Annotated in this window: 21 protein-coding genes; 7 read left to right on the top strand and 14 right to left on the bottom strand. The window is 40.2% G+C overall.

Annotated elements, in window-relative coordinates; translation table 11 throughout:
- Window positions 1-32: 32 nt before the first annotated feature.
- Window positions 33-1124, top strand: a complete 1092-nt coding sequence (locus H5203_RS04000) for a hypothetical protein (protein WP_145233608.1) — start codon at window positions 33-35, stop codon at window positions 1122-1124.
- A 9-nt stretch (window positions 1125-1133) separates the two neighbouring features.
- On the top strand, window positions 1134-3011 hold the full coding sequence (locus tag H5203_RS03995; RefSeq protein ID WP_182819403.1) for a hypothetical protein: 1878 nt from the start codon (window positions 1134-1136) through the stop codon (window positions 3009-3011).
- Between the two features lie 43 nt (window positions 3012-3054).
- Here H5203_RS03995 and H5203_RS03990 read toward each other — a convergent pair whose 3' ends face one another.
- Window positions 3055-3891 carry an ABC transporter substrate-binding protein gene (locus H5203_RS03990; RefSeq protein ID WP_259398171.1) on the bottom strand — a complete coding sequence of 279 codons (837 nt, stop codon included), beginning with the start codon at window positions 3889-3891 and terminating at the stop codon, window positions 3055-3057.
- Between the two features lie 544 nt (window positions 3892-4435).
- Between H5203_RS03990 and H5203_RS03985 the strand changes: the two genes are divergently transcribed.
- Complete coding sequence (locus H5203_RS03985; RefSeq protein WP_182734848.1) at window positions 4436-5923, top strand: SulP family inorganic anion transporter; 1488 nt, start codon at window positions 4436-4438, stop codon at window positions 5921-5923.
- Between the two features lie 10 nt (window positions 5924-5933).
- Window positions 5934-6785, top strand: a complete 852-nt coding sequence (locus H5203_RS03980) for a universal stress protein (protein ID WP_182777516.1) — start codon at window positions 5934-5936, stop codon at window positions 6783-6785.
- 219 nt (window positions 6786-7004) lie between these two features.
- On the opposite strand, the gene H5203_RS03975 is transcribed toward H5203_RS03980, so the two are convergent.
- Complete coding sequence (locus tag H5203_RS03975) at window positions 7005-7898, bottom strand: TIGR01777 family oxidoreductase (RefSeq protein WP_182819402.1); 894 nt, start codon at window positions 7896-7898, stop codon at window positions 7005-7007.
- A 132-nt stretch (window positions 7899-8030) separates the two neighbouring features.
- On the opposite strand from H5203_RS03975, the gene H5203_RS03970 reads away from it, so the two are divergent.
- Window positions 8031-9071, top strand: a complete 1041-nt coding sequence (locus H5203_RS03970) for an AI-2E family transporter (RefSeq protein ID WP_182731442.1) — start codon at window positions 8031-8033, stop codon at window positions 9069-9071.
- A 12-nt stretch (window positions 9072-9083) separates the two neighbouring features.
- Here the strand turns inward: H5203_RS03970 and H5203_RS03965 are convergent, their stop codons facing one another.
- From H5203_RS03965 to H5203_RS03945, 5 genes are all read right to left on the bottom strand, one after another.
- Window positions 9084-9494 (bottom strand): hypothetical protein, encoded by a 411-nt coding sequence (locus H5203_RS03965; protein ID WP_145233626.1) that lies wholly within the window; start codon window positions 9492-9494, stop codon window positions 9084-9086.
- Complete coding sequence (locus H5203_RS03960) at window positions 9481-10818, bottom strand: ATP-binding protein (protein WP_182777518.1); 1338 nt, start codon at window positions 10816-10818, stop codon at window positions 9481-9483. Before H5203_RS03960 ends, H5203_RS03965 begins: the two co-directional genes overlap by 14 nt.
- A complete protein-coding gene (locus H5203_RS03955) occupies window positions 10812-11486 on the bottom strand; it encodes a response regulator transcription factor (protein ID WP_016709350.1) in 675 nt (224 codons plus the stop codon). The genes H5203_RS03960 and H5203_RS03955 overlap by 7 nt, the downstream gene beginning before the upstream one ends.
- A 3-nt stretch (window positions 11487-11489) precedes the next feature.
- Window positions 11490-11753: a PepSY domain-containing protein gene (locus H5203_RS03950; protein WP_145233630.1), complete on the bottom strand. Its 264-nt coding sequence runs from the start codon at window positions 11751-11753 to the stop codon at window positions 11490-11492.
- 218 nt (window positions 11754-11971) lie between these two features.
- Window positions 11972-12274 carry a YciI family protein gene (locus tag H5203_RS03945; protein WP_145233632.1) on the bottom strand — a complete coding sequence of 101 codons (303 nt, stop codon included), beginning with the start codon at window positions 12272-12274 and terminating at the stop codon, window positions 11972-11974.
- Between the two features lie 316 nt (window positions 12275-12590).
- Between H5203_RS03945 and H5203_RS03940 the strand changes: the two genes are divergently transcribed.
- Window positions 12591-14015: a sodium-dependent transporter gene (locus H5203_RS03940; RefSeq protein WP_145233634.1), complete on the top strand. Its 1425-nt coding sequence runs from the start codon at window positions 12591-12593 to the stop codon at window positions 14013-14015.
- 66 nt (window positions 14016-14081) lie between these two features.
- Here the strand turns inward: H5203_RS03940 and H5203_RS03935 are convergent, their stop codons facing one another.
- A complete protein-coding gene (locus tag H5203_RS03935) occupies window positions 14082-14723 on the bottom strand; it encodes a CPBP family intramembrane glutamic endopeptidase (protein ID WP_145233636.1) in 642 nt (213 codons plus the stop codon).
- A gap of 60 nt (window positions 14724-14783) precedes the next feature.
- Window positions 14784-15377, bottom strand: coding sequence for an inner membrane-spanning protein YciB (locus H5203_RS03930; RefSeq protein WP_145233638.1), 594 nt, complete (start codon window positions 15375-15377; stop codon window positions 14784-14786).
- A 173-nt stretch (window positions 15378-15550) separates the two neighbouring features.
- On the opposite strand from H5203_RS03930, the gene H5203_RS03925 reads away from it, so the two are divergent.
- A complete protein-coding gene (locus H5203_RS03925) occupies window positions 15551-15820 on the top strand; it encodes an HU family DNA-binding protein (RefSeq protein WP_145233641.1) in 270 nt (89 codons plus the stop codon).
- A gap of 60 nt (window positions 15821-15880) precedes the next feature.
- Here H5203_RS03925 and trpA read toward each other — a convergent pair whose 3' ends face one another.
- The 5 genes from trpA to H5203_RS03900 are packed head-to-tail and all read right to left on the bottom strand — an operon-like array spanning window position 15881 to window position 20956.
- Complete coding sequence (gene trpA / locus H5203_RS03920) at window positions 15881-16711, bottom strand: tryptophan synthase subunit alpha (RefSeq protein WP_145233643.1); 831 nt, start codon at window positions 16709-16711, stop codon at window positions 15881-15883.
- Window positions 16708-17892, bottom strand: a complete 1185-nt coding sequence (gene trpB, locus H5203_RS03915) for a tryptophan synthase subunit beta (RefSeq protein ID WP_145233645.1) — start codon at window positions 17890-17892, stop codon at window positions 16708-16710. The genes trpA and trpB overlap by 4 nt, the downstream gene beginning before the upstream one ends.
- Window positions 17893-17899: 7 nt before the next feature.
- Window positions 17900-19264 carry a bifunctional indole-3-glycerol-phosphate synthase TrpC/phosphoribosylanthranilate isomerase TrpF gene (gene trpCF, locus H5203_RS03910; RefSeq protein WP_182760467.1) on the bottom strand — a complete coding sequence of 455 codons (1365 nt, stop codon included), beginning with the start codon at window positions 19262-19264 and terminating at the stop codon, window positions 17900-17902.
- Window positions 19257-20285 carry an anthranilate phosphoribosyltransferase gene (trpD, locus tag H5203_RS03905; protein ID WP_149981183.1) on the bottom strand — a complete coding sequence of 343 codons (1029 nt, stop codon included), beginning with the start codon at window positions 20283-20285 and terminating at the stop codon, window positions 19257-19259. Before trpD ends, trpCF begins: the two co-directional genes overlap by 8 nt.
- A gap of 53 nt (window positions 20286-20338) precedes the next feature.
- Complete coding sequence (locus H5203_RS03900; RefSeq protein WP_182734840.1) at window positions 20339-20956, bottom strand: aminodeoxychorismate/anthranilate synthase component II; 618 nt, start codon at window positions 20954-20956, stop codon at window positions 20339-20341.
- Window position 20957: the final 1 nt, after the last annotated feature.

Here is a 20957-nt window from a genome sequence, read left to right as displayed (position 1 = left end):
CTCCCTCTTAAATAATAACAAGTGAAATAAGTATGAAAAAAAAAATTCTCACGTTAGGATTTTCCGCTTTTTTAATTACCCCTATTAGTTACGCTGCAGAGCAGTTTCAAGTCTTTACCACATTCGATTCAGAAGTGTATACAGAAGCACAACCTGTCACTGCCTTTATTGACGACTTTGATGCTCCACTTACATCAGGTGATAGCGCATTTACTTATAATGTGTTTGAGTTTGGCGTTGGTTATGGAAATTTTAAAGTCGGTTATCAAAGTCGTTTTGATTATGTTTTAAGTTTTGATCCGGATACTGCTGTTTACTTTCATACCGAAAAAAATGACCTTCCTTTTGAAGATAGAAATTATGTTTATTACCTAGACGGTAAGCAATCAACCACCAATGGATTGTTTGTTTCATATGATTTCAAATTTTTAGACTCTGACGCATTAACAATAACGCCTAAATTAACGGTTTTTGCTAGTACGCATTTTCAAGATATAAATGTAGAAGGTACAGTTTATAGTGATGAGATCCAAGGCGCATTAACAGTTGACTCTTATTTTTCGAAAGATATTTTATTTAAGCGATTTACTCCTGATGAGAACCCATCCGGCTTAGGGTACAGCGTTGATTTAGCAGTTAATTGGAAAATAAATCAAGACTTAACCATCGGCCTTCTCGCACAAGACTTACTGTATGAAACCGAGTATAAAAAAAGTGGTTTTGCAAATGGTTATACAACAGAGCTCCCGTTTACTGAAAACGATGATGGCGATATTGCTACTGAGCCTACAATACGCTTAGCAACGTCAGAGTATGGTAATGAAGTTACACATAAATTTGATATGCCGGTGCGCGTTAAGGTTTATGCGGATTATCGTATTAATGATTTGTTTTCTTCAGAGCTGATGGTTAAACAATTTGATCAAGATACGTTTTCTCAATTAAAAGCACGCATGCACTTTTGGGATCATTGGGCAGTTATTGGTGGTTATGAAATAAAAAGTGAAGCATTTTTGCTGGGTATTGAGAACGATTATTTTGGTTTTAATATACAGACCGATAATCTCGATATTGATAAAGCGTATTATGCCAATGTAAATTGGTACCTGAAGTTAGCGTTTTAAGGACTTGTGATGTTTAAAAAACTTATATCAGTTAGTTTACTTATGTCATTAGTTGGTTGTGGTGACTCATCAGATAATGGCACAACAAACACTTTGCCTGTCATGCTGACGTCCTCCTCGGTAAGCTTTTATATTGCGCCTTGGCAATCCACTGCGGGTACGTTAACACTCATTAATGATAACACGGGCTCTATAGAAAATATTGACGTTGCAAATATTAATGATGTGACTTTACCAACCACAACTTTAAATTTTCATCATGTTGAATTTACCTCAAATGCAACGACGTTAACATGTCCAAGTTTTGCAGGTTGTGGTCGCACAGTGAGAAACAACCCGAATGATCAGAATTCTAATCGTCGCATTGATTATCAAGAAGTGATGGATATGACATTAAGTTACCGTGCTGATTTTTTTGCAGCCCCGGGCGAAAATAAGGTCTATTTATCGCCGATCAGCTCAGTGATTAGCGACAATAACTTAGACATAAGCATAACCACACAAAGCTTGAGTGCGACACCTTTTTATCACCTCACTCATAGTCAGTTGAATGACAGCCTTGAAGCTGAGTTGCTTACTAATGCACTGACTTTTGGTGTGATCTTAAAAAGAGCTGCGGATATCGAGGCGAGTTTAAATACAGCCAATAATACGGTGGTAGAACAACAGGCCCAGTTAGCAAGTTTGCCACTTTATCGTACTTTTGCAGATCGCTATGTGTCAGAGAATTTACTTAATGAAGATGGTAATCAATTATTGCAATCCGTCGTTGGAGAGGTCAAACAAAAGCTAGTTATGATTGGGAATGCTAGCAATATTTCGCCACTAGAACGAGATGAAGAGCAATTACACTCTCGTGAGTTACTCGAAGATGTGCGTAATATAATAGGTGTGGCACGCTTACAAGAGCAAACGTACAGTGATGAGCTCAAACAAAAGCTAACTGAATTTGAAACAATATTAGGCGAAGACTCGCAACAAACTATTACCGTTTTAGCGAATGTGCTTTATGACGTGCTCTATAACTTTTCGCCATTAAATAATACCGACGCAGGAGTTTATAATTTACAGGGACTGACAATAAACTACCAACAATCCCCTTATTCTTGGGCTATTAGTGGCCAGTATGATGAGCATGACGTACAGCTAGATTTAAATATTCCACAATGGCAAGTAAGTGGACTGCTGGGTAATAAAGTCTCCGGTATTATGAGTGCGAAAGTGATAGGCAAAGATGCTCAACTAAACGCCGATGTGAGTGATTTAGTGTTGTCATTTGATGGAACTGACGATCCATTTTCAAATGATCAAAGTGAAACAACCGGGCAGCTGAATATAGAGACAAAGGTTTCATTAGAAAGTGCCAATAGCGGCGTCTTAACCGGTGATATAAAGCTAAACGCTGATCGCTTCGTTACTCCTTTTGAAGAGCTTGTGACAGTGGTATCTGGCTTTGACTTTAAAGGTCAGCTTGTTAGTGAAAATCAAACGACACAGTTTAACTTACAAGCAATCGAAGCAACGCCATTTATAAATGAAGCTACACAGAATCTTGCATTTGCTGTGCAATTGATAACGCCATTAAATGGCGCACCGGATTTTCAGTTTGCTTATGTTGGTCGTTTGAATCGTTTAGCTGATATTACCAATGCAGAGATTGCCTTACGGCTAAAGAATAGAGCACTTGAAATTAACTTACGTACAGTAGGCAATAATATTAATGCCGTGATCCACGGTGCTCAAGGTCGCTGGTTAGATGTTAAGCAAAAAGGTCGAAACTACAGTGGTGGATTATATTTTGGCGATACACAAATCGCAGATGTAACAGCGGTAAGAGGGGTTCCTGGTATATTATTTCCTGATGGGACATTTGAGTCGTTGTTTTAATAATATATAGGCGCTTATTTGCTAACATTTAAGCGCCTTATTTTTAGCTGCTACATTGTTTTTTTTCTTCAATATAGCTTGAAAGTGCTCCTTGCTCTTTCATTTTTTTTATCTCGTTATTGAGATCGGCTAAAATTTCCTGCCAATATGGGTTTGCTTTACTTACTGTGTAATAGAGGGGTTTGTAACCTAAAGGTGGGGACAAAACCATTAGAGCAGTTTTCATTTGTTGTTTTTCTTTTTCGGAGGCAGCAGACTTTTCAATGCTGGCAATCAACACGTCAAAATCAGCTACAATTAGGTCTACCCGTAGGCTCATAAGTAAATGAATTTGCTGAAACTCATTATTGGCAACAATGGTATTAATTTGTTTTGAGTCAATTAGTTTATCGAGTTCTGGGGTGTTTTTATATGCTCGGACAACACCAATAATTTGATCTTTTATAGACTCTACACTGCCGTCATAGTTTGAGTGGCTGCCATTTAGTGCGACTAGTGACAAGTTTCCACCTGGAATAGCCGAGGATAAAGCCATTAAATCATTGCGCGTTTTATTTGGCTTATTCTCTGACATAACATTATTATCAATAAAATACTCAGGAAATAAAATATCTGCATGACCTAATTCGGCCGCTCTTAGTGCTCGGGCCCATGGGAGAAACTCTATATGCACTCCATAACCTTTTTGTAGTAGTAGTTTAACGGTTAGTTGAAATAGCCAACCGTTGTTACAAAGTGATTCATCAATATAAGGGGGCCAATTTAAAGTGACTAGTTTTAAAAGTTTCTTTGCTTCAATATTGTAAGCATAGCCATATTCATATCGTACTGCTGGAGCAACGATTGTTTGATCACCGACTTGGTAAGAAACAGGGGTCATAGTCGCTTTCGCGAATCCACTAAACAACAATAGAAAGACTAAGTACTTTTTCATTTATTTGATAAGTTTTTGTAATTATTCTTAAAGTTTAGTCGCATATATGTATTTAACAACTTAAAAAGACGATAACTAAAATGTATTTACAATGTTTATCGTTGCAGCCGTTTGAGAAGGAACGGGTAAATGATGGCATGTTTTTTTATGTGTTTTTATTGGCAAGGTAAGGAGTGACAGCAGCTGTCAGCGCCTACACAAAAGTTACTTGGCTTGCTTAAAAATACGTTAGATGCAAGAATAAAGACGATAATTTATTCATTCTACATAAGGAACAATGTTTTGCGTTTAACGCCGCCCTAAGTTATTCCTCCTCTAAATCACCGCTGCGTGATACCTATATACCAAACATTGGTAGGCGGTTATGTGCCGTTTTAATAAATAAAAAAACATTAATGAAAATGCGGTTGTCATCGTTTAGTAAAAGCATTGTCGGTGTTTTATTGACTGCTGTATGGGCGTTAATGTTAACTACATGAAAAGGTTTTTTATGTTAGAAAAAATAAAACGAGATTGGCTTTTTAACATTCGAGGGGACTTACTAGCAGGTACTGTGGTGGCGCTTGCGCTCATACCAGAAGCGATTGCTTTTTCTATTATAGCGGGCGTGGATCCTAAAGTCGGTTTGTATGCTTCATTTTGTATTGCCGTGGTTATTTCGATAGTGGGTGGACGACCAGGGATGATTTCTGCCGCTACTGGCGCTATGGCTTTACTGATGGTTACCTTAGTTAAAGAGCATGGTTTAGAATACCTTTTGGCGGCGACATTACTCACCGGTGTGATACAAATTATTGCAGGCTATTTAAAACTGGGGAGTTTAATGCGCTTTGTGTCTCGCTCCGTGGTTACAGGCTTTGTAAATGCGTTGGCAATTCTTATTTTTATGGCACAGCTGCCGGAGCTGACGAATGTAACATGGCATGTATATGCGATGACGGCTGCGGGTCTTGGGATCATTTATTTATTCCCTTACTTACCGGTGATAGGCAGAACAATTCCATCACCACTAGTGTGTATCGTGGTTTTAACTTTGGTTGCAATGTTGGTAGGACTTGAGATTCGAACTGTTGGCGATATGGGCCAGTTACCAGATACCTTACCAATATTTTTATGGCCTGATGTGCCTTTTAACCTCGACACACTGCTAATAATTCTTCCTTATTCATTTGGCCTTGCTGTCGTTGGTTTATTGGAGTCGATGATGACAGCGACAATTGTTGACGACTTAACCGATACCGCTAGTGATAAAAATCGTGAATGTAAAGGTCAAGGGATCGCGAACATAGGTTCAGGTTTAATGGGAGGAATGGCCGGCTGCGCGATGATTGGCCAGTCGATCATTAATGTAAAATCAGGGGGACGTGGCCGCTTATCAAGTTTTACCGCGGGTACTTTTCTGCTACTTATGGTGGTGTTTTTAGATGAATGGCTAAAGCAAATTCCAATGGCGGCACTGGTTGCCGTGATGATAATGGTGTCGATTGGCACCTTTTCTTGGAATTCACTGCGAGATTTAAAGAAAAACCCATTATCAAGTAGCATCGTAATGGTTGCTACGGTCGTTGTTGTTGTCGCAACGCATAATTTGGCCATGGGAGTATTGGTCGGTGTGCTATTGGCGACACTATTCTTCGCCAATAAAATTGGTCGTTTTATGGTTGTAAAGCCAGCGCAATCATCGGCTGATGAACGAGTATACCAGGTTGTTGGACAGGTGTTTTTTGCATCCTCAGAGCAGTTTATTGAGTCGTTTGACTTTAAAGAGGTCGTTGCTAAAGTAGTGATTGACTTAACTCATTCGCATTTTTGGGATATTACGGCAGTGTCGTCGCTTGATAAAGTTGTGATTAAATTTAGACGCGAAGGTGCAGAGGTCGAGATTATTGGTATGAGCGACGCGACAGCAACGATTGTTGACAAATTTGGCGTTCACAATGACCCTGAAGAAGTTGAAAAACTCATGACAGGCCATTAAGGAGAGCACAATGAATAAAATTATTACTTGTATAGATGGCTCAGTTTACACAGATGATGTGTGTAAGGCGGGGATTTGGGCGGCCAAGAAACTTAATAAATCGATGCTATTTTTGCATGCCATAGAAAAACAAAACGCTGCTGTGATTGACGACTTAAGTGGCATAATTGGTTTTGGTGCAACTACATCATTATTATCAGAGATGGCGACACTGGATGAGCAACGCAGTAAATTAGCATTGCAAATAGGCAAAGAAATGTTAGATCACGCGAGTGTATTTGCTAGCCAACAAGGGTGTAAGTCAATTGAAAGTAAGCAGCGCCATAGCGGTATTGTTGAGGCAATTTGCGACCTTGAAGATGCAGCGCGACTGATTGTTATTGGCCGAAGCGGTAAAACTCACGAACAGAATTTTAAAGCTATTGGGTCGCATATTGAGCAGGTTATTCGCCATGTTCATACACCTATTTTAATTGCCAATCGTCACTTCAGTGAGCCGAACAACTTTATGCTTGCTTATGATGGACGAGAAACAGCAGATAAAATGGTTAAACAGATTATTGCTGGTGGTTTGTTGCATCATTTAACGTGTCATTTGGTGACTGTAGAAAATGGCAAACATGATTTGTTGGAAAAATTTAAACGCACCGAAGCGTTGCTTATTGAAAGTGGTTTTGAAGTCAAATCAAGTATTTTAGAGGGTAATATTTTTAGTTCTTTAATGGCATATAAAACTAAAAATAAAATAGCAATGCTGGTAATGGGGGCCTTTTCGCATTCAAAAATAGCACATGCTTTTTTGGGCAGTAACACCCTAAAAATGATAGAAAACACGCTATTGCCGTTAGTTATTTTACGCTAAACTACCATCTAATCGAGATGTAAAAAGATACTTATAGCTAAATAAACGTTTTAGAAGCTTCCGATAGAGCTCTAGATAGATGCTGTAAATTCGCTTAATATCGTATCTCATAATGTGGACCTTAACATTAAGTAATGAAAACATTATGAGAAATACCGGCCAACTAGCCCATTTTGACTAGTTCTATTGCCATATAGTAATCTAGCATAAATACTGCGTTCACTTTAATAAATTCGTAAGTGCAGTATCTAATGTCTTATAACGAAAGCAATAGCTGCTTTCAAGAGCTTTAGTTGGTTGTACATATTGTCCGTAAAGCAGCAAATCTGCCATTTCACCCATTACTAATTTTAGAACCCATGCAGGCATAGTTATTTTTGCTGGTCGATTTAATACTTTACCTAAGATTTGACTAAATTCGCTATTTGATACAGGTGTTGGGGCGGTCATATTAATTGCGCCACTGAGTTGCACATTATTGATAATGTGTATAATTAAATTAATCATATCCTCGATATGTATCCATGACATGCCTTGCTGGCCATCAGCAATAGGACCACCTAGTGCTAATTTAAATGGCGGTAACATTTTGGCTAATGCACCACCATTGTTAGCTAAAACGATACCTGTACGTAATAAACATACTCGAGTATTGATTGATTCTGCTTGCAGGGCGGCTTGTTCCCAATCATGGCATAGCTGATGACTAAATTCAGGGGTCACATCAACAAAGCTTTCGTCAATTACGGTGGTTGATTGGCGACCGTAAAATCCGACCGCACTGCCTGATATAAAAGTATGCGGCGGTGTATCGCATTGGTTAATTGCAGCGCTAATTTGTTGAGTGATCGTAATACGGCTGTCTCGCAGTATTTGTTTTTGTTTTTCACTCCAGCGTTTATTTACTATCGGTTCACCGGCTAAATTGATAACGCAATCGAGATTGTTAAAATCAACCTCTTCAAGGGAGTCAGTCGCATTAATGTTCTCACCTAACAGTTTTGTCGCATTTGCAGGATTGCGGGTGAGCACTGTCAATTGATGTTCTTTGTTCAGCTCAGGGCACAAATGACGACCGATCAGGCCTGTTGCGCCGGTTATTAAGATATGCATAGCAATAAAACTCTTTTAGTAATTATGTAATCGTTATACGTAGAGTAGGCTGCTTTGATCACTTTGCAAATATTTCATTTTACAGACTTTTCACATACACTAGCTGCAGTTTATATTTTAAAGGATTGTAGTTTGGCTAGTTTAACTGGGGTAAACAAAAGTTTAGTTATCTTTGCAGCGTTGGTGATTGCTTTAGCTGGTATTAAAGCGGCAAGTGTTATTGTCATTCCGTTTGTACTTGCAGCATTTATTGCCATTATTTGTAGTCCTTTATTAAGTTTTTTTGGTCGTTACAAAATACCTAAAGGCATCGCGATCATGCTAGTGATGTTGATGGTGGTTGGCTTAGGGGTTAGCCTTGCCAGCTTAGTCGGGCAATCATTGACTGACTTTTCACAGCATTTACCTGAATATAAAAGTAAGTTACAGGATGAGTTTATTTGGCTGGTTGATGTTGCTGCCAAGTACAATATTTTGCTCAATAAAGAGCAAGTTATATCAATGTTCGACCCGGGAAAAATGATTGATGTTGCCACCGGTATGCTGACTGGCTTAGGTGGCGTGATGGCAAATTTGTTCTTAATTATTTTAACTGTGGTATTTATGCTTTTTGAAGGGCCTATGCTTAGTCATAAAATTCATATGGCATTAGACGATCCTGATATGAAAATGCAGCAAATAGACCGTTTTTTAAATTCTATTAACTCTTATTTAGCGATCAAAACAGTGGTAAGCGTTGGTACAGGCATATTAGCTGGGCTACTACTGTGGATCTTAAATGTTGACTACTTCGTGTTATGGGGGGTAATGGCATTTATGTTTAATTACATTCCTAATATTGGCTCTATTATTGCTGCTATCCCAGCAGTTTTATTAGCTTTGATCACGCAAGGACCCTTGGTCGCAGGGATTGTAGCAGTAGGGTATTTAACTATTAATACCGTGATGGGTAATATAGTTGAACCAAAGTACATGGGTAAAGGTTTAGGACTGTCGACCTTAGTGGTATTTTTATCACTCATCTTTTGGGGTTGGCTGATTGGCACGGTAGGTATGTTGTTATCGGTGCCATTGACGATGATTGTTAAAATAGCCTTAGAAGCCAGCGACGAAGGGCGCTGGTTAGCGACTCTGTTAGGTAATGGTGAAGAAATCGAGTCACCTTCTAAATAACCACCGTGGTGGTCAGATAGGTTGTTTTAATACAGTAATGTGCTGCTCTAATATACGCAATTCACAGCGCTTATATACAATTGCAGCCTGGGTGGCGTTGGGTACTTTGTGTAAATAACGCCATTTACAGCTGTCTTCCAGGTATTTTTGGTAATTGATAATGCTACGTTTAAAAATTGGTAGCAACTGAGAGTTACCGGTATCTTCTTGGATTTTATTTAAATCTAAAGTGATTTTATTTATCCAGGTTTGTTGAATACGGGTTAAGGTCTCTATCTGTTTATCTAAACATTGAATATATTTTTTAGCTTCATCAGGTGTTGCTTGCTCAACGACTGTACATTGCTCTTCTGCTGCAAACGTTGTTGTACTCAGTGCTAAAAGCAGCCCAGATACAGCTATTAACCAGTTATTTTTTATCATTATAATTAAACTCTAAAATAAATTTCGCGCCGCCTAAGGTATCAGCATCTAAAATAGTCAGGTTACCGTGATACGACTTTACTAAATCTGACACAATCGCCATACCGACACCGTGTCCGCTTTCGTAGGTGTCCAAGCGGGTACCACGAGTAAGCAGGGATTCGCGTTTATCAACCGGCACACCGGGTCCATCATCACTAATAGCGATAGTGAGGTTGCGTTTTTGAATGACTTGGATATCGACTTGTGAGCGACAAGCTTTACAGGCGTTATCAATTAAGTTACCGAGTAGTTCGAGTAAATCAGTTTTGTCACCTAAAAAGTAATCTTTGTCTTTAACCGCATGGGTAAAAATAATATCTTTATCGCGGTAAACTTTACTCATTGCATTGAGGATTGAATCTAGCACCGGCTTAATGGCTGTTTGTTTTTTCCATGTATCAGCTGCACCCGTTGCAGCGCGTTTTAATTGGTGTTCGATCATCACATTTATACGGTCAAGCTGCTCTTGGGCATCGGCATCGTTGGCAAGCGGGCTCGATTTTAATACTGCCAGTGGCGTTTTAAGTGCGTGAGCTAAGTCGCTTAGAGACGCACGATAGCGCTCTTTTTGGCGTTGCTGAGTTTCGAGTAGTAAATTTAAATCGGCTTTTATAGTTTGCAGCTCAACAGGATAAAGTCCTTTAATTTCTTGAATATCACCTGACTCAATGGCTTTTATTTCTTTATCCAGTCGTTGCAACGGCCGCGCGCTCCACACAAAGCCCACAGCCATTAATGCTGCAATGGCTACACCCATGACGTACATCCAGTTTACAAGGGTTTGTTTAAAACCATCCATTAAGCGCAGTAGAGCATCGTTGCGTTTTAATAAAATAAAGCGAGCATGCTCTGACTGGTCAATGTTATTTAAAATAACGGTTAGGCTAAGTTGCCAATACACGGTATTTTTATATTCCACACGACGAAAGTCGGCAGCGCCTGCTTTGGTTTCTAGTTCGTCAGGCACAAAGTTAACATTTACCGCCGACTCAGAGTGCCATACAGGCTGTTCTTCACGATAGATCATCGCATAAGTATCAGAATTTAAACGATTCAATTCAGGAGCTAAAATAGTGCTGGGCATGATAATGCCGCGCTCAGTAAAATCGACTTCTGAAATTAAAGAATATAAATGGGCTTCGAGGGTTTTTTCGGTGGCTTCGACTAACGAAGCATAGTATGCCTTACCAATAGAGAAGAATAAAATGGGTAAAGCGACTAATAAAACAAAGACAAGGATAAATCCTTGCCTTACTTTTAACGGTATTTGCGATGCTACCACTGACTTTTAAGCCTGTAACCGCGTCCGCGTAGTGTTTCTACTGGGTTTAAAGTACCATCAGGGTCAAGCTTTTTACGTAAGCGCAGTACGAATACTTCGATTACATTTGAATCTAAATCAAAGTCCTGATCGTATATGTGCTCTGTTAGCTCAGATTTGGAAATCACTTTTTGTGGATTAACCATTAAATACTCAAGCACTTTGTATTCGTATGCGGTGAGACTTAGCTCTCGGTCATCAACCCACACTTGTTGTGAGCGGGTGTGAATTTTAATAGGCCCAGCAGTCATTTCAGGATTTGCTTTGCCTGCGCTACGACGGATCAACGCGTTACACCGCGCTATTAACTCTTCAACATGAAATGGTTTAGTTAAATAGTCATCAGCACCAGCATCAAGTCCTTCAACTTTATCTTGCCAACGGTCACGTGCTGTTAAAATCAGAATTGGAATTGTAATCCCTTGTGCGCGGGCTTTATTGATCAGTTCAATACCGTCAATTTTTGGTAAGCCTAAATCAACTACCGCCATATCAAGAGGATATTCTGTGATGTGAAATAAACCAGCTTCGCCATCATGACAGAGATCGACACTATAACGTTCTTTTTCTAATGCATTACGCAGATTGTCTGCTAAGTGTAAATCATCTTCAATTACTAAAATTCGCATTTCTTAATCCTTCTTCACTTCGCCGGTCTTTTTATTGACATGAACGTCGACGACATGGCCGTCCGATTTTAATATTCTTACAGTATAAATATCGTTAAGTACGGTAATTTTAAGAGTTTTACCATCTTCGACTTTTTTAGCAAGCTCAACAGCTTGTTTTTTATTTATCTCAGCTTTATTGACTTGAGATGCAGCTTGGCTACTAGTCGAAAAAACACTCGAAAATAGCACAGTGATGGCGACGCTGAGAGCTAACACAGTACGCATGATGAGAAACTCCTAAACCAGACCTGAATAGTTTAATGAACCAAGTAGCTATAATTCAAGTGAAAAATCACTAAATCTGATGATTCAATGCAGCAGAGTTTAATTAACATCCGGTGAACAAACACTGAATTGTGGTGATTTGACTCAAAGTCTTATACCCATTGCATTAAAATCTGGTTCATTTAAATAGTATAATCCTGTTTGATTGTTGGTTTTACTTAGCCAGGAAAAACTTTTTTAAACGGTTTAACTTGTGAGTTTTCATATACGCCGCCGTTGACGTAAGGATCTGCTGCAGCCCATTCGCGAGCTGCTTCTAATGAGCTAAATTCTGCAATCACTAAAGAACCAGTAAAACCAGCGTCAGCTGGCTCGGCGCTATCAATGGCAGGTAATGGACCTGCTGTCAGTAATCGGCCTTGCTCGTCTAATTCTTGTAAGCGTGCTAAATGAGCAGGGCGGGCGGCTTTTCTTAATTCTAAGCTATTTTCAACATCAGTTGAGTAAATCATATACAACATGGTGTGTTCTCTGGATTTGAATATTATTGGAATTATGCTGATATTAGCACAGCAAAATTAATAGGCGAATAAATTACGATTAGTTTAGAGCGCTATTAAAGCGCGAAAGCTTTACGCAGTTTTTAGTTAACTTTCGAGGCTGTAAATTGATGCTGCGATTTAATCACTGTTAGCTTGAACAAATTTTAATCTTAAAAGAACAACAACCTCTAAGGTTTACAGTATCATTATATTTTTAAGCGGAATCTGCTTGAAAAGCCCAGCACAACACTGGTAGAGTCGCTTGAATGGTACAAAATAATAATAAGGTTTTTAAATGAGCGATACTCGTGAGCATTTTAGCTCCCGCCTTGGATTTATATTAGCAGCTGCTGGCTCTGCGGTCGGTATTGGTAACTTGGTTGGTTTTCCAGTCTCAGCAACAAAAAATGGTGGTGGTGCTTTTTTGCTCGTTTACGCGCTGTTTGTTGTGTTTATTTGTTTGCCAGTAATGATGGCAGAGATGGCAATGGGACGCCAAGCACAAAAAGATCCATTAGGCTCTTACAAGTTATTATCTGGTAATGATACTAAGTGGAGTTTTGCTGGCTTTTTAGCAGTATTAACCCCGTTTATGATTGCTGTGTTTTATATGGTTATCACGGTATGGATTTTTGGTTATTTAAGCCAAGTTGCGGTTGGTAACTTAGATGTGTTGGCTGATCCAAAAAGCTTTGGGGTGTTTATTAATAGTTCCAGCGTGTTTGCGTATATGGCTGCTGTGGCATTAATTGTTAATTTGATTTTAGTCGGTGGTGTTAAGCAAGGGATTGAAAAAGCAGCTAAGTTTTTAATGCCAGCATTGTTCGTATTGCTAATCGCATTAGTGGCGTATGTATTGACGCTAGACAATGCTATGGCTGGCGTTAAGTACTATATTATCCCTGATTTTTCTAAGATGAATGCCAGTGTCTTGAACGGTGCATTAGCGCAAGCGTTTTTCTCATTGTCGTTGGGTATGGGTATATTGATGACTTACGCTTCATATATCTCGAAAAAGGATGACATTGTTGGCAGTGCTAAAATGGTTGCACTGACTGATTCACTGGTGGCGTTTATTGCCGGTCTTATGGTGCTACCAGCTATCTTTAGTTTTAACCCAGATACTGATCCTACTAAATTGTCTGACTCATCTGTGTCGATGATTTTTGAGTTTTTACCAAAGATTTTACTCGCGCTACAAACTGATATTGGCTATGTTGGTGCATCAATTGTTGCGTTTGTGTTTTTCTTGCTGGTATTTTTTGCTGCAATTACCTCGTTGGTATCCATCGTTGAGGTGCCAACAGCTACGCTAAGTGACCGTAAAGGCATAAGCCGTAAAATGGCGTTACTGATATTAACTGGTAGCATCGGTGTACTGACAGTGTTATGTACTATGTCGTTTGGTATGGTTGAAGGGTTAACTTCATTTACTAACTATGGCGGAGCGTCTAAAAGCTTATTTGATATTGTGTATGATGTATTTTACGACACTATCTTGCCATTGAATGGTTTAATGGTATGTTTATTCGTGATGTATCGCTGGAAAAAAGTACGTTTAAGTGAAGAGCTAAGCCAAGGTTGTCCAGGCTATGCAGGTAGCTTTACTGAAAAATACGTTAATTTTTCGCTATCAACCTTTATTCCGGTAATTTTAGTAGTTATATTTATTAATACCGTAGCGACTAAGTTTTTTGCTATGAGCATTTTCGGTTTTTAATTAATACAACTAATTGAGCTTCCCATAATTAAGCCGTGTTAAGTATCATTAGCACGGCTTTTTCAGTTAAGAGATTGTTGCCGAATCTAAGTACTGACCTATTCCTAATGTAAACATCCACAGTCCCCATAAGCTGTGTTCGATAACGCAGACAAACGTGGAGCGGCTTTGAGCATAGGTAAATGCAAATAATAACCCGCCTATAAATGCCAGTAGTACTGCTACCCAATTAGCATAAACAATATGCGCTAAAGCAAATACTGTGGCGCTAACAATTATGCGCACCGTTTTTTTTGGCATGATGCGTTTATAACGATGAAAAAAATAGGTTCGAAATATCAACTCTTGCGGCATGACTGACAATAATGGATAGAACGCGAGTAACATTAACCAGTCATTAAATGAGTTTCGAGGCAGCATAAACCAATTACCTTGATTAATGATCCCGTAAAAAACCCCTGAAAACAGTGCGCCGATAAAAAAGAAACTAAACAGTCGGCGTTTCACTGCGGAAAATTGACCAAGGCTGGTAAGTCTAAAGCGTTTAAAGTGGGGATCGCCTAGCAGCAACATACCGCAGACACTCATTAACACGATTAACGCGGGGATCAGCCAATTAGCAAGGTAGGCACGAAGGTAAAAACCCAGCAAAGGAAGGCATACAAATATAAATGTAAATTCAAACCAGCGGTATTGATTGGCGTTCAAGGTCGTCTCAGCGTGATTTTGTATACTAGGCTAACAAGCTAAGACGACATATTTATTACATTAAGAGCGCTTTTTATTGTCTACTTTGGGCTCATCTTCATCGGGTAAATATTTATACAACATGATGATAGTGGCAAAAAGACTGACAAATGTGATCCCCATTAAGCCAAACACTTTAAAGTTAACCCAAAAATCGAGAGAAAAGTTATAAGCGATATAGATATTTAACGCTGATATTCCCGCTGTGATCGCTATCCACAATATGTTGAGTTTATCCCAAAGCGACTCAGGTACGGTAATTTCTTGCTCAGAGTCTGATGCATTATTTAAAATGGCACTGAGTGCTTGTTTAACTAAATTTTTACCAAGAAAGTAGCGACTGATCAATAAGCTTAATGAGAGCACAGCGTAGATGATAGTGGCTTTCCACTTCACAAATTGTTCATCATGAAACACCAGCGTAAGAGTGCCTAAAATCACTGCAATGGCAAAAAACAACCATTGGCGTGTAGGCACTTTGCCTATTTTAAAATAAGAATAAGCGACCTGCAGAAAAGTGGTGCCCATTAATAATGCCGTTGCCCAGTAAATATCAACTAACTTGAATACCGCAAAAAATAAAATTAGCGGAATAAACTCAATTATTGCATGCATAGAATGCCCAAAAAATAAAACCAAAGAATAGTTGCAGAGGTTGTATCAACTTATTGTGTTGTTTACAAGGTTGACTTAGTAGTTACTAACCCTTAGCCTGCGTGCCTTTGTATCAATCATTACCAAAATCTGCTGAACAGTGACTGAGTAAGCGGTATTTTTAGGAGCATTTTATGAATAAAGCACAACTGATTAGTGCAATGTCTGCACACAGTGAATTAACTAAAAAAGATTCTCAAGCGGCGTTATCAAGCATGCTTGCAGCCATCACTAAATCATTATCAGAAGGTGATCAAGTGCAAGTAAATGGCTTTGGCACGTTTGCGTTAAGTTATTATCCCGCACGTACAGGACGCAATCCACAAACGGGAGAGGCAATAGACATTGAAGGCGCTAACAAGCCTGTATTTAAAGCAGCAAAAGCGTTGAAAGAGAGTCTTTAACGCGTTTGATTACCAGAAAAGGGCCGCAACAGGCCCTTTTCTTATTTTCGAAGTATGAACTTACAGCGCAGTTGCAGCTTTCATGCTCGCTACGAACTCTTGTAAACCACTGAGCATAGCTTGAGGGGTATCGAGATTCGCTTCAATAATTTTCACTACCGCCGAGCCAGATATAGCACCTGCTGCACCGGCATTAAGTGCTGCTTTTACATCATCAGGGGTTGAAATCCCAAAACCTAATAACGCAGGGGCGCTGTGGTATTCTTTTAGTTTAGTGACAATTGATGTCGCCGGCATTTGTGCTTTAGTTTCTGTGCCTGTTACACCCGCACGAGATAGCAAATAAGTATAACCACGGCCATAAGAGGCACATTCGCGTAAAGTGTCATCAGGTGCGTTAGGCGTGGCTATAAAAATGGGGTCAATGCCATTACTCACTGCCGCTTTGCGAAACATTTTAGATTCATGAAGCGGCACATCTGCAACTAGAATTGAGTCAACGCCGACTGCTTTGGCATCTTGGTAAAAAGCCTCTAAACCGCGTTTAAAAACTAAGTTCGAATACAACAATAAACCAATTGGGATATCAGCATTGTACTGGCGTACTTGCTTGATGATATCAAAGCAATCTTGGGTATTTATATTTACTTTAAGGGCCCGAATATTGGCAGCTTGAATAACTGGGCCATCTGCTATTGGGTCTGAAAATGGAATACCCAGCTCTAAGCCATCAGCGCCGCCATCAATTAAGCTTTTGATTATTTCAACGCTCAGTTCTTTATTTGGATCGCCAATTGTAACAAACGGCACAAATGCACCTTGATTTAGCTCGCTTAAACGGGCGAACATTTTACCGTAGCGGTCTGTTTTTTGGATTGCTGTCTGGCTCATAACTGATCCCCTTTAGAAAGTACATCCATAACGTGTGATAAGTCTTTGTCGCCGCGACCACTTAAATTCACTACTAAAATTGACTCTTCAGTTTGCTGCTCTGCATACTTCAGTGCGTAAGCTAGTGCATGACTTGATTCGAGCGCAGGAATAATCCCTTCGTTTTTAGCCAGTAATTGGAATGCTTCTAATGCTTCGGTATCTGTAATACCCACATATTGCGCACGGCCAGTTTCATGTAAAAACGCATGTTGTGGGCCAACAGCTGGGTAATCAAGACCCGCTGAGACAGAATATGATTCCTCAATCTGGCCATCATCATTTTGCATTATATAGGTATAAGTACCGTGCAAAATACCTTTAGTTCCTTTACAGATTGTTGCACCGTGCTCGTGGGTATCAAGCCCTTTGCCAGCGGGCTCTACGCCAATGAGTTTTACACTTGGCTCGTCAATAAAATCTGTAAACATACCAATGGCGTTAGAGCCACCGCCTACACAAGCAAGCACCGCATCAGGTAGGCGACCTTCAGCTTTTAATACTTGTTGTTTTGCTTCTTCACCAATCACTTTTTGGAACTCACGAACGATGGTAGGGAATGGGTGAGGACCTGCAGCAGTACCAAGTAAGTAATGCGCTTCTTTATAATTTGCTGACCAATCACGAAGCGCTTCGTTTACGGCATCTTTTAATGTGCCAGAGCCTGCAGTAACCGGGATCACTTCAGCGCCCATTAGTTTCATTCTAAATACGTTTGGTTGTTGGCGTGCCACGTCTTTAGCGCCCATATAAATACGGCATTTTAAACCAAGTAATGCACACGCAAGCGCCGTTGCAACGCCGTGTTGGCCTGCGCCTGTTTCAGCAATAACTTGTTTTTTACCCATGCGTTGAGTTAATAGTGCTTGGCCTAACACCTGATTCGTTTTGTGCGCGCCACCGTGCAGTAAGTCTTCACGCTTTAAGTATAATTTTACTTTTGGGTTTTTAATTAAGTTACGCGTTAATGTCAGCGGCGTAGGACGGCCAGCATATTCATTAAGTAACTTTTCCAGTTCAGCTTGAAAAGCCGGATCTGTTTGCGATTTATTAAATTCGTTTTCGAGTTGTTTAAGTGCTGGTACTAGCAATTCTGGGACAAACATGCCGCCAAATTCGCCGAAATAAGCTGGATTATTCATATTAACCTCAATATTTACGGATGCTGATAAATGCATCATTTAATTTGTTTGGGCATTTTTTACCGGCGCTTTGCTCAACCCCTGAATTTAGGTCGAGTCCATGCGCACCTTGATATAATGCACCTTGAATATTTTCTGGGTTTAAGCCACCAGCAAGCATAAATGGCTGCTTAGTCTCTTTGAGTATTGACCAATCAAAGGTCTTACCGGTACCGCCGGCTTGCGTATCGCTGTGAGTATCGTATAAGTGGCGATCAACGCCATTGACAGGTGTTGGCAAGCTATCCTTCACAGCTTGCGCCTTCCAAATCTGGCAATTACTTGGTAGCAAAGGACGCAGTTCGTTTATATAGACTGCATCTTCTTGGCCATGTAATTGCACTGCTGCAAGCTTTAAGCTCTGAGCATGATTGACAACGTCTGCGATTGTTGCGTTTACAAATACGCCTACATAGGCAAGCGGGGCACTTTGCATAACTTGTTTTGCACAATCTAAATCAACAAATCGAGGGGATTTAGGTGCAAAAATTAGCCCCCCATAAACGGCACCACTTTCATAAGCGGCAATGGCATCTTGGCTACGGGTTAAGCCACAAACTTTGTTTTCACCTAAAATTACGCTTCGACAAGCGCGCTCTAAATCACGCTCAGCCATCAGTGAACTACCGATTAAAAAGCCATTACACAACGGGGCCAAGCGTTTTACATCTTGGTGTGTGTAAATACCTGATTCTGAAATAACCACTTTGTTATCAGGAATAAGCTTTCTTAGTGCCTCAGTGGTAGCTAAGTTTGTGCTCAAATCACGTAAATCACGGTTATTAATACCAATAATTTGCGCATTGAGTGCCAGAGCTCGATGTACTTCAGCTTCGTTACTCACTTCGGTGAGGATTGCCATGTTTAGGCTTTTTGCAACTTTTTCAAGCGATTGATATTGCGTATCATCAAGTACTGACAACATTAATAAAATAGCATCGCCGCCATAAATACGGGCCAAATAAATTTGGTATTCATCAATAAAGAAATCTTTACAGATCAATGGTTGCTCTACTTGACTGCGCACAAATTCGAGATAATCAAAACTACCCTGAAAATATTTTTCATCGGTTAACACACTGATGCAGCTAGCGTAGTTTTTATAAACACGGGTGATCTCGGCTAAATCAAACGGCTCTCGAATAAGGCCTTTTGACGGCGAGGCCTTTTTGCATTCCAAAATAAACTGAGTGCCAGGCGCTGCAAGGGCTTTATAAAAATCACGATTTGTGGGTATTGCTTGATGCTTAAAGCTCTCAAGAGGGCGCTTGGATTTGCGTTCAATGAGCTCTATTTTTTTATCTGCAACTATTTTGTCTAATACATTAGCCATTACTTACCTCGGAGTTTGCGTATTCTTTATTACTGCTTATGACAATGGCATTTAAGGTATTCAATGCACGTCCGCTTTGTAAAACCTCTTTAACTTGCATCGCGGCACTTTTAAAATCGTCGGCTTTATTGGTTAAATAAAGCAACGCAGCAACGTTAACAATAATGGCCGCATTGTGCGCGTCGGTGCCGTTACCAGCTAAAATAGCCATGCTAGCCTTGGCGTTATATTCAGGCCCTTCACCGGCAAGTTGTTCAAGTGAATAGTTTGCAAGACCAAAATCAGCAGGGGTAAGTGTATACTGGCTGATTTTTCCGTTGTTAAGCTCTGCGACGGTCGTTTCACCGTGCAAGGCTATTTCATCGGTGCCCGAGCCATGAACGACCATTGCGCGCGGTGTACCTAACGTTTTTAAGGTGTGTGCCATCGCTAAGCATAAACTTTCATCATATACCCCCAATAATTGCACATCCGGTGCTGCTGGATTTGCCAATGGCCCTAAAATATTAAAAATAGTACGGGTTTTTAAGGTCGTTCGCACACCCATAGCATGGCGTACGCCGCTGTGATAATGCGGAGCAAACAAAAACGTAAAGCCGGTTTGCTCTAAACACTGCGCCGCGTGTGCTGGGTTCATGTCTATATTGATGCCCAATGCTTTGAGTAAATCAGCGGAGCCGGAGTTACTCGAAACACTGCGATTACCGTGTTTGACCATATTTATACCGCAAGCTGCAGCAACGATGGCGGCGGTGGTGCTAATATTAATAGTGTTTGAGCCATCGCCGCCAGTGCCACAACTATCGACAAGGTTTGTTAAGTGAGTAATAAAAGGTATCGCATTAGCACGCATCGATGCGGCTGCTCCTGCGATTTCGTCGCTTACTTCACCTTTTATTTTCAGTGCCACTAAGATGGCTGCCAGTTCGATGTCATTTACTTTGCCTTGCATAATGGCATCAAATAACTGTTGGCTTTGACTAAAGCTTAATGATGTTTGCGTTAATAACACATCAATCATTGAGCCAATGCTCGCCTTACTGGCTGATTGTTGGTTTACTGACATACTATCCTCTACTGCTGTGCACTGGCTAAAAATTGCATACTTTGTTGAAGTAGCGCGGCGCCATTGGGCGTCAAAATAGACTCAGGATGAAATTGATAGCCAAGGGCTTTATCGTCACGATGATAAATTGCCATCGGTATTGACTCATAGTGGGCTATCACTGCAACACTGTCGGGTACTTTCGTGGCCATCAGTGAATGATAACGTGCCACAGGCATACGTTCACCCATACCTGCAAATACTGGGTGCTCACCAAGCTCAATGATTGATGATTTACCATGTACGGTTTCTCCAGCATGGCCAATAATACCGCCATAACTTTGTGTTAGTGCTTGTTGGCCAAGGCAAATCCCCAACATTGGAAAACGGCCTTTGCATAGTTCAATCAATGCCATTAAGCAGCCCGCCGCAGTGGGGGTGCCTGGGCCCGGCGACAGTACTAAAATCACTGGTTTCGTTTCCGCACACATTTTGTCATAAATCACCTGCGCGTCTATGTTGTTACGATATACCACTAAATCGCTGCCTAACATAGAAAGTTCATCGACTAAGTTATAACTAAATGAATCAAAATTATCTAAAAAGTAGATTTTTAAGTCCGTTAAGTTGTTGATGTTTTGACTCATT

It is taken from the genome of Pseudoalteromonas sp. SG41-1, assembly GCF_014164575.1.
Taxonomy (GTDB): Bacteria; Pseudomonadota; Gammaproteobacteria; order Enterobacterales; family Alteromonadaceae; genus Pseudoalteromonas; species Pseudoalteromonas rhizosphaerae.
The sequence above is the reverse complement of the archived record's forward strand: the minus strand, read 5'-3'. Positions and strand labels throughout refer to the sequence as shown.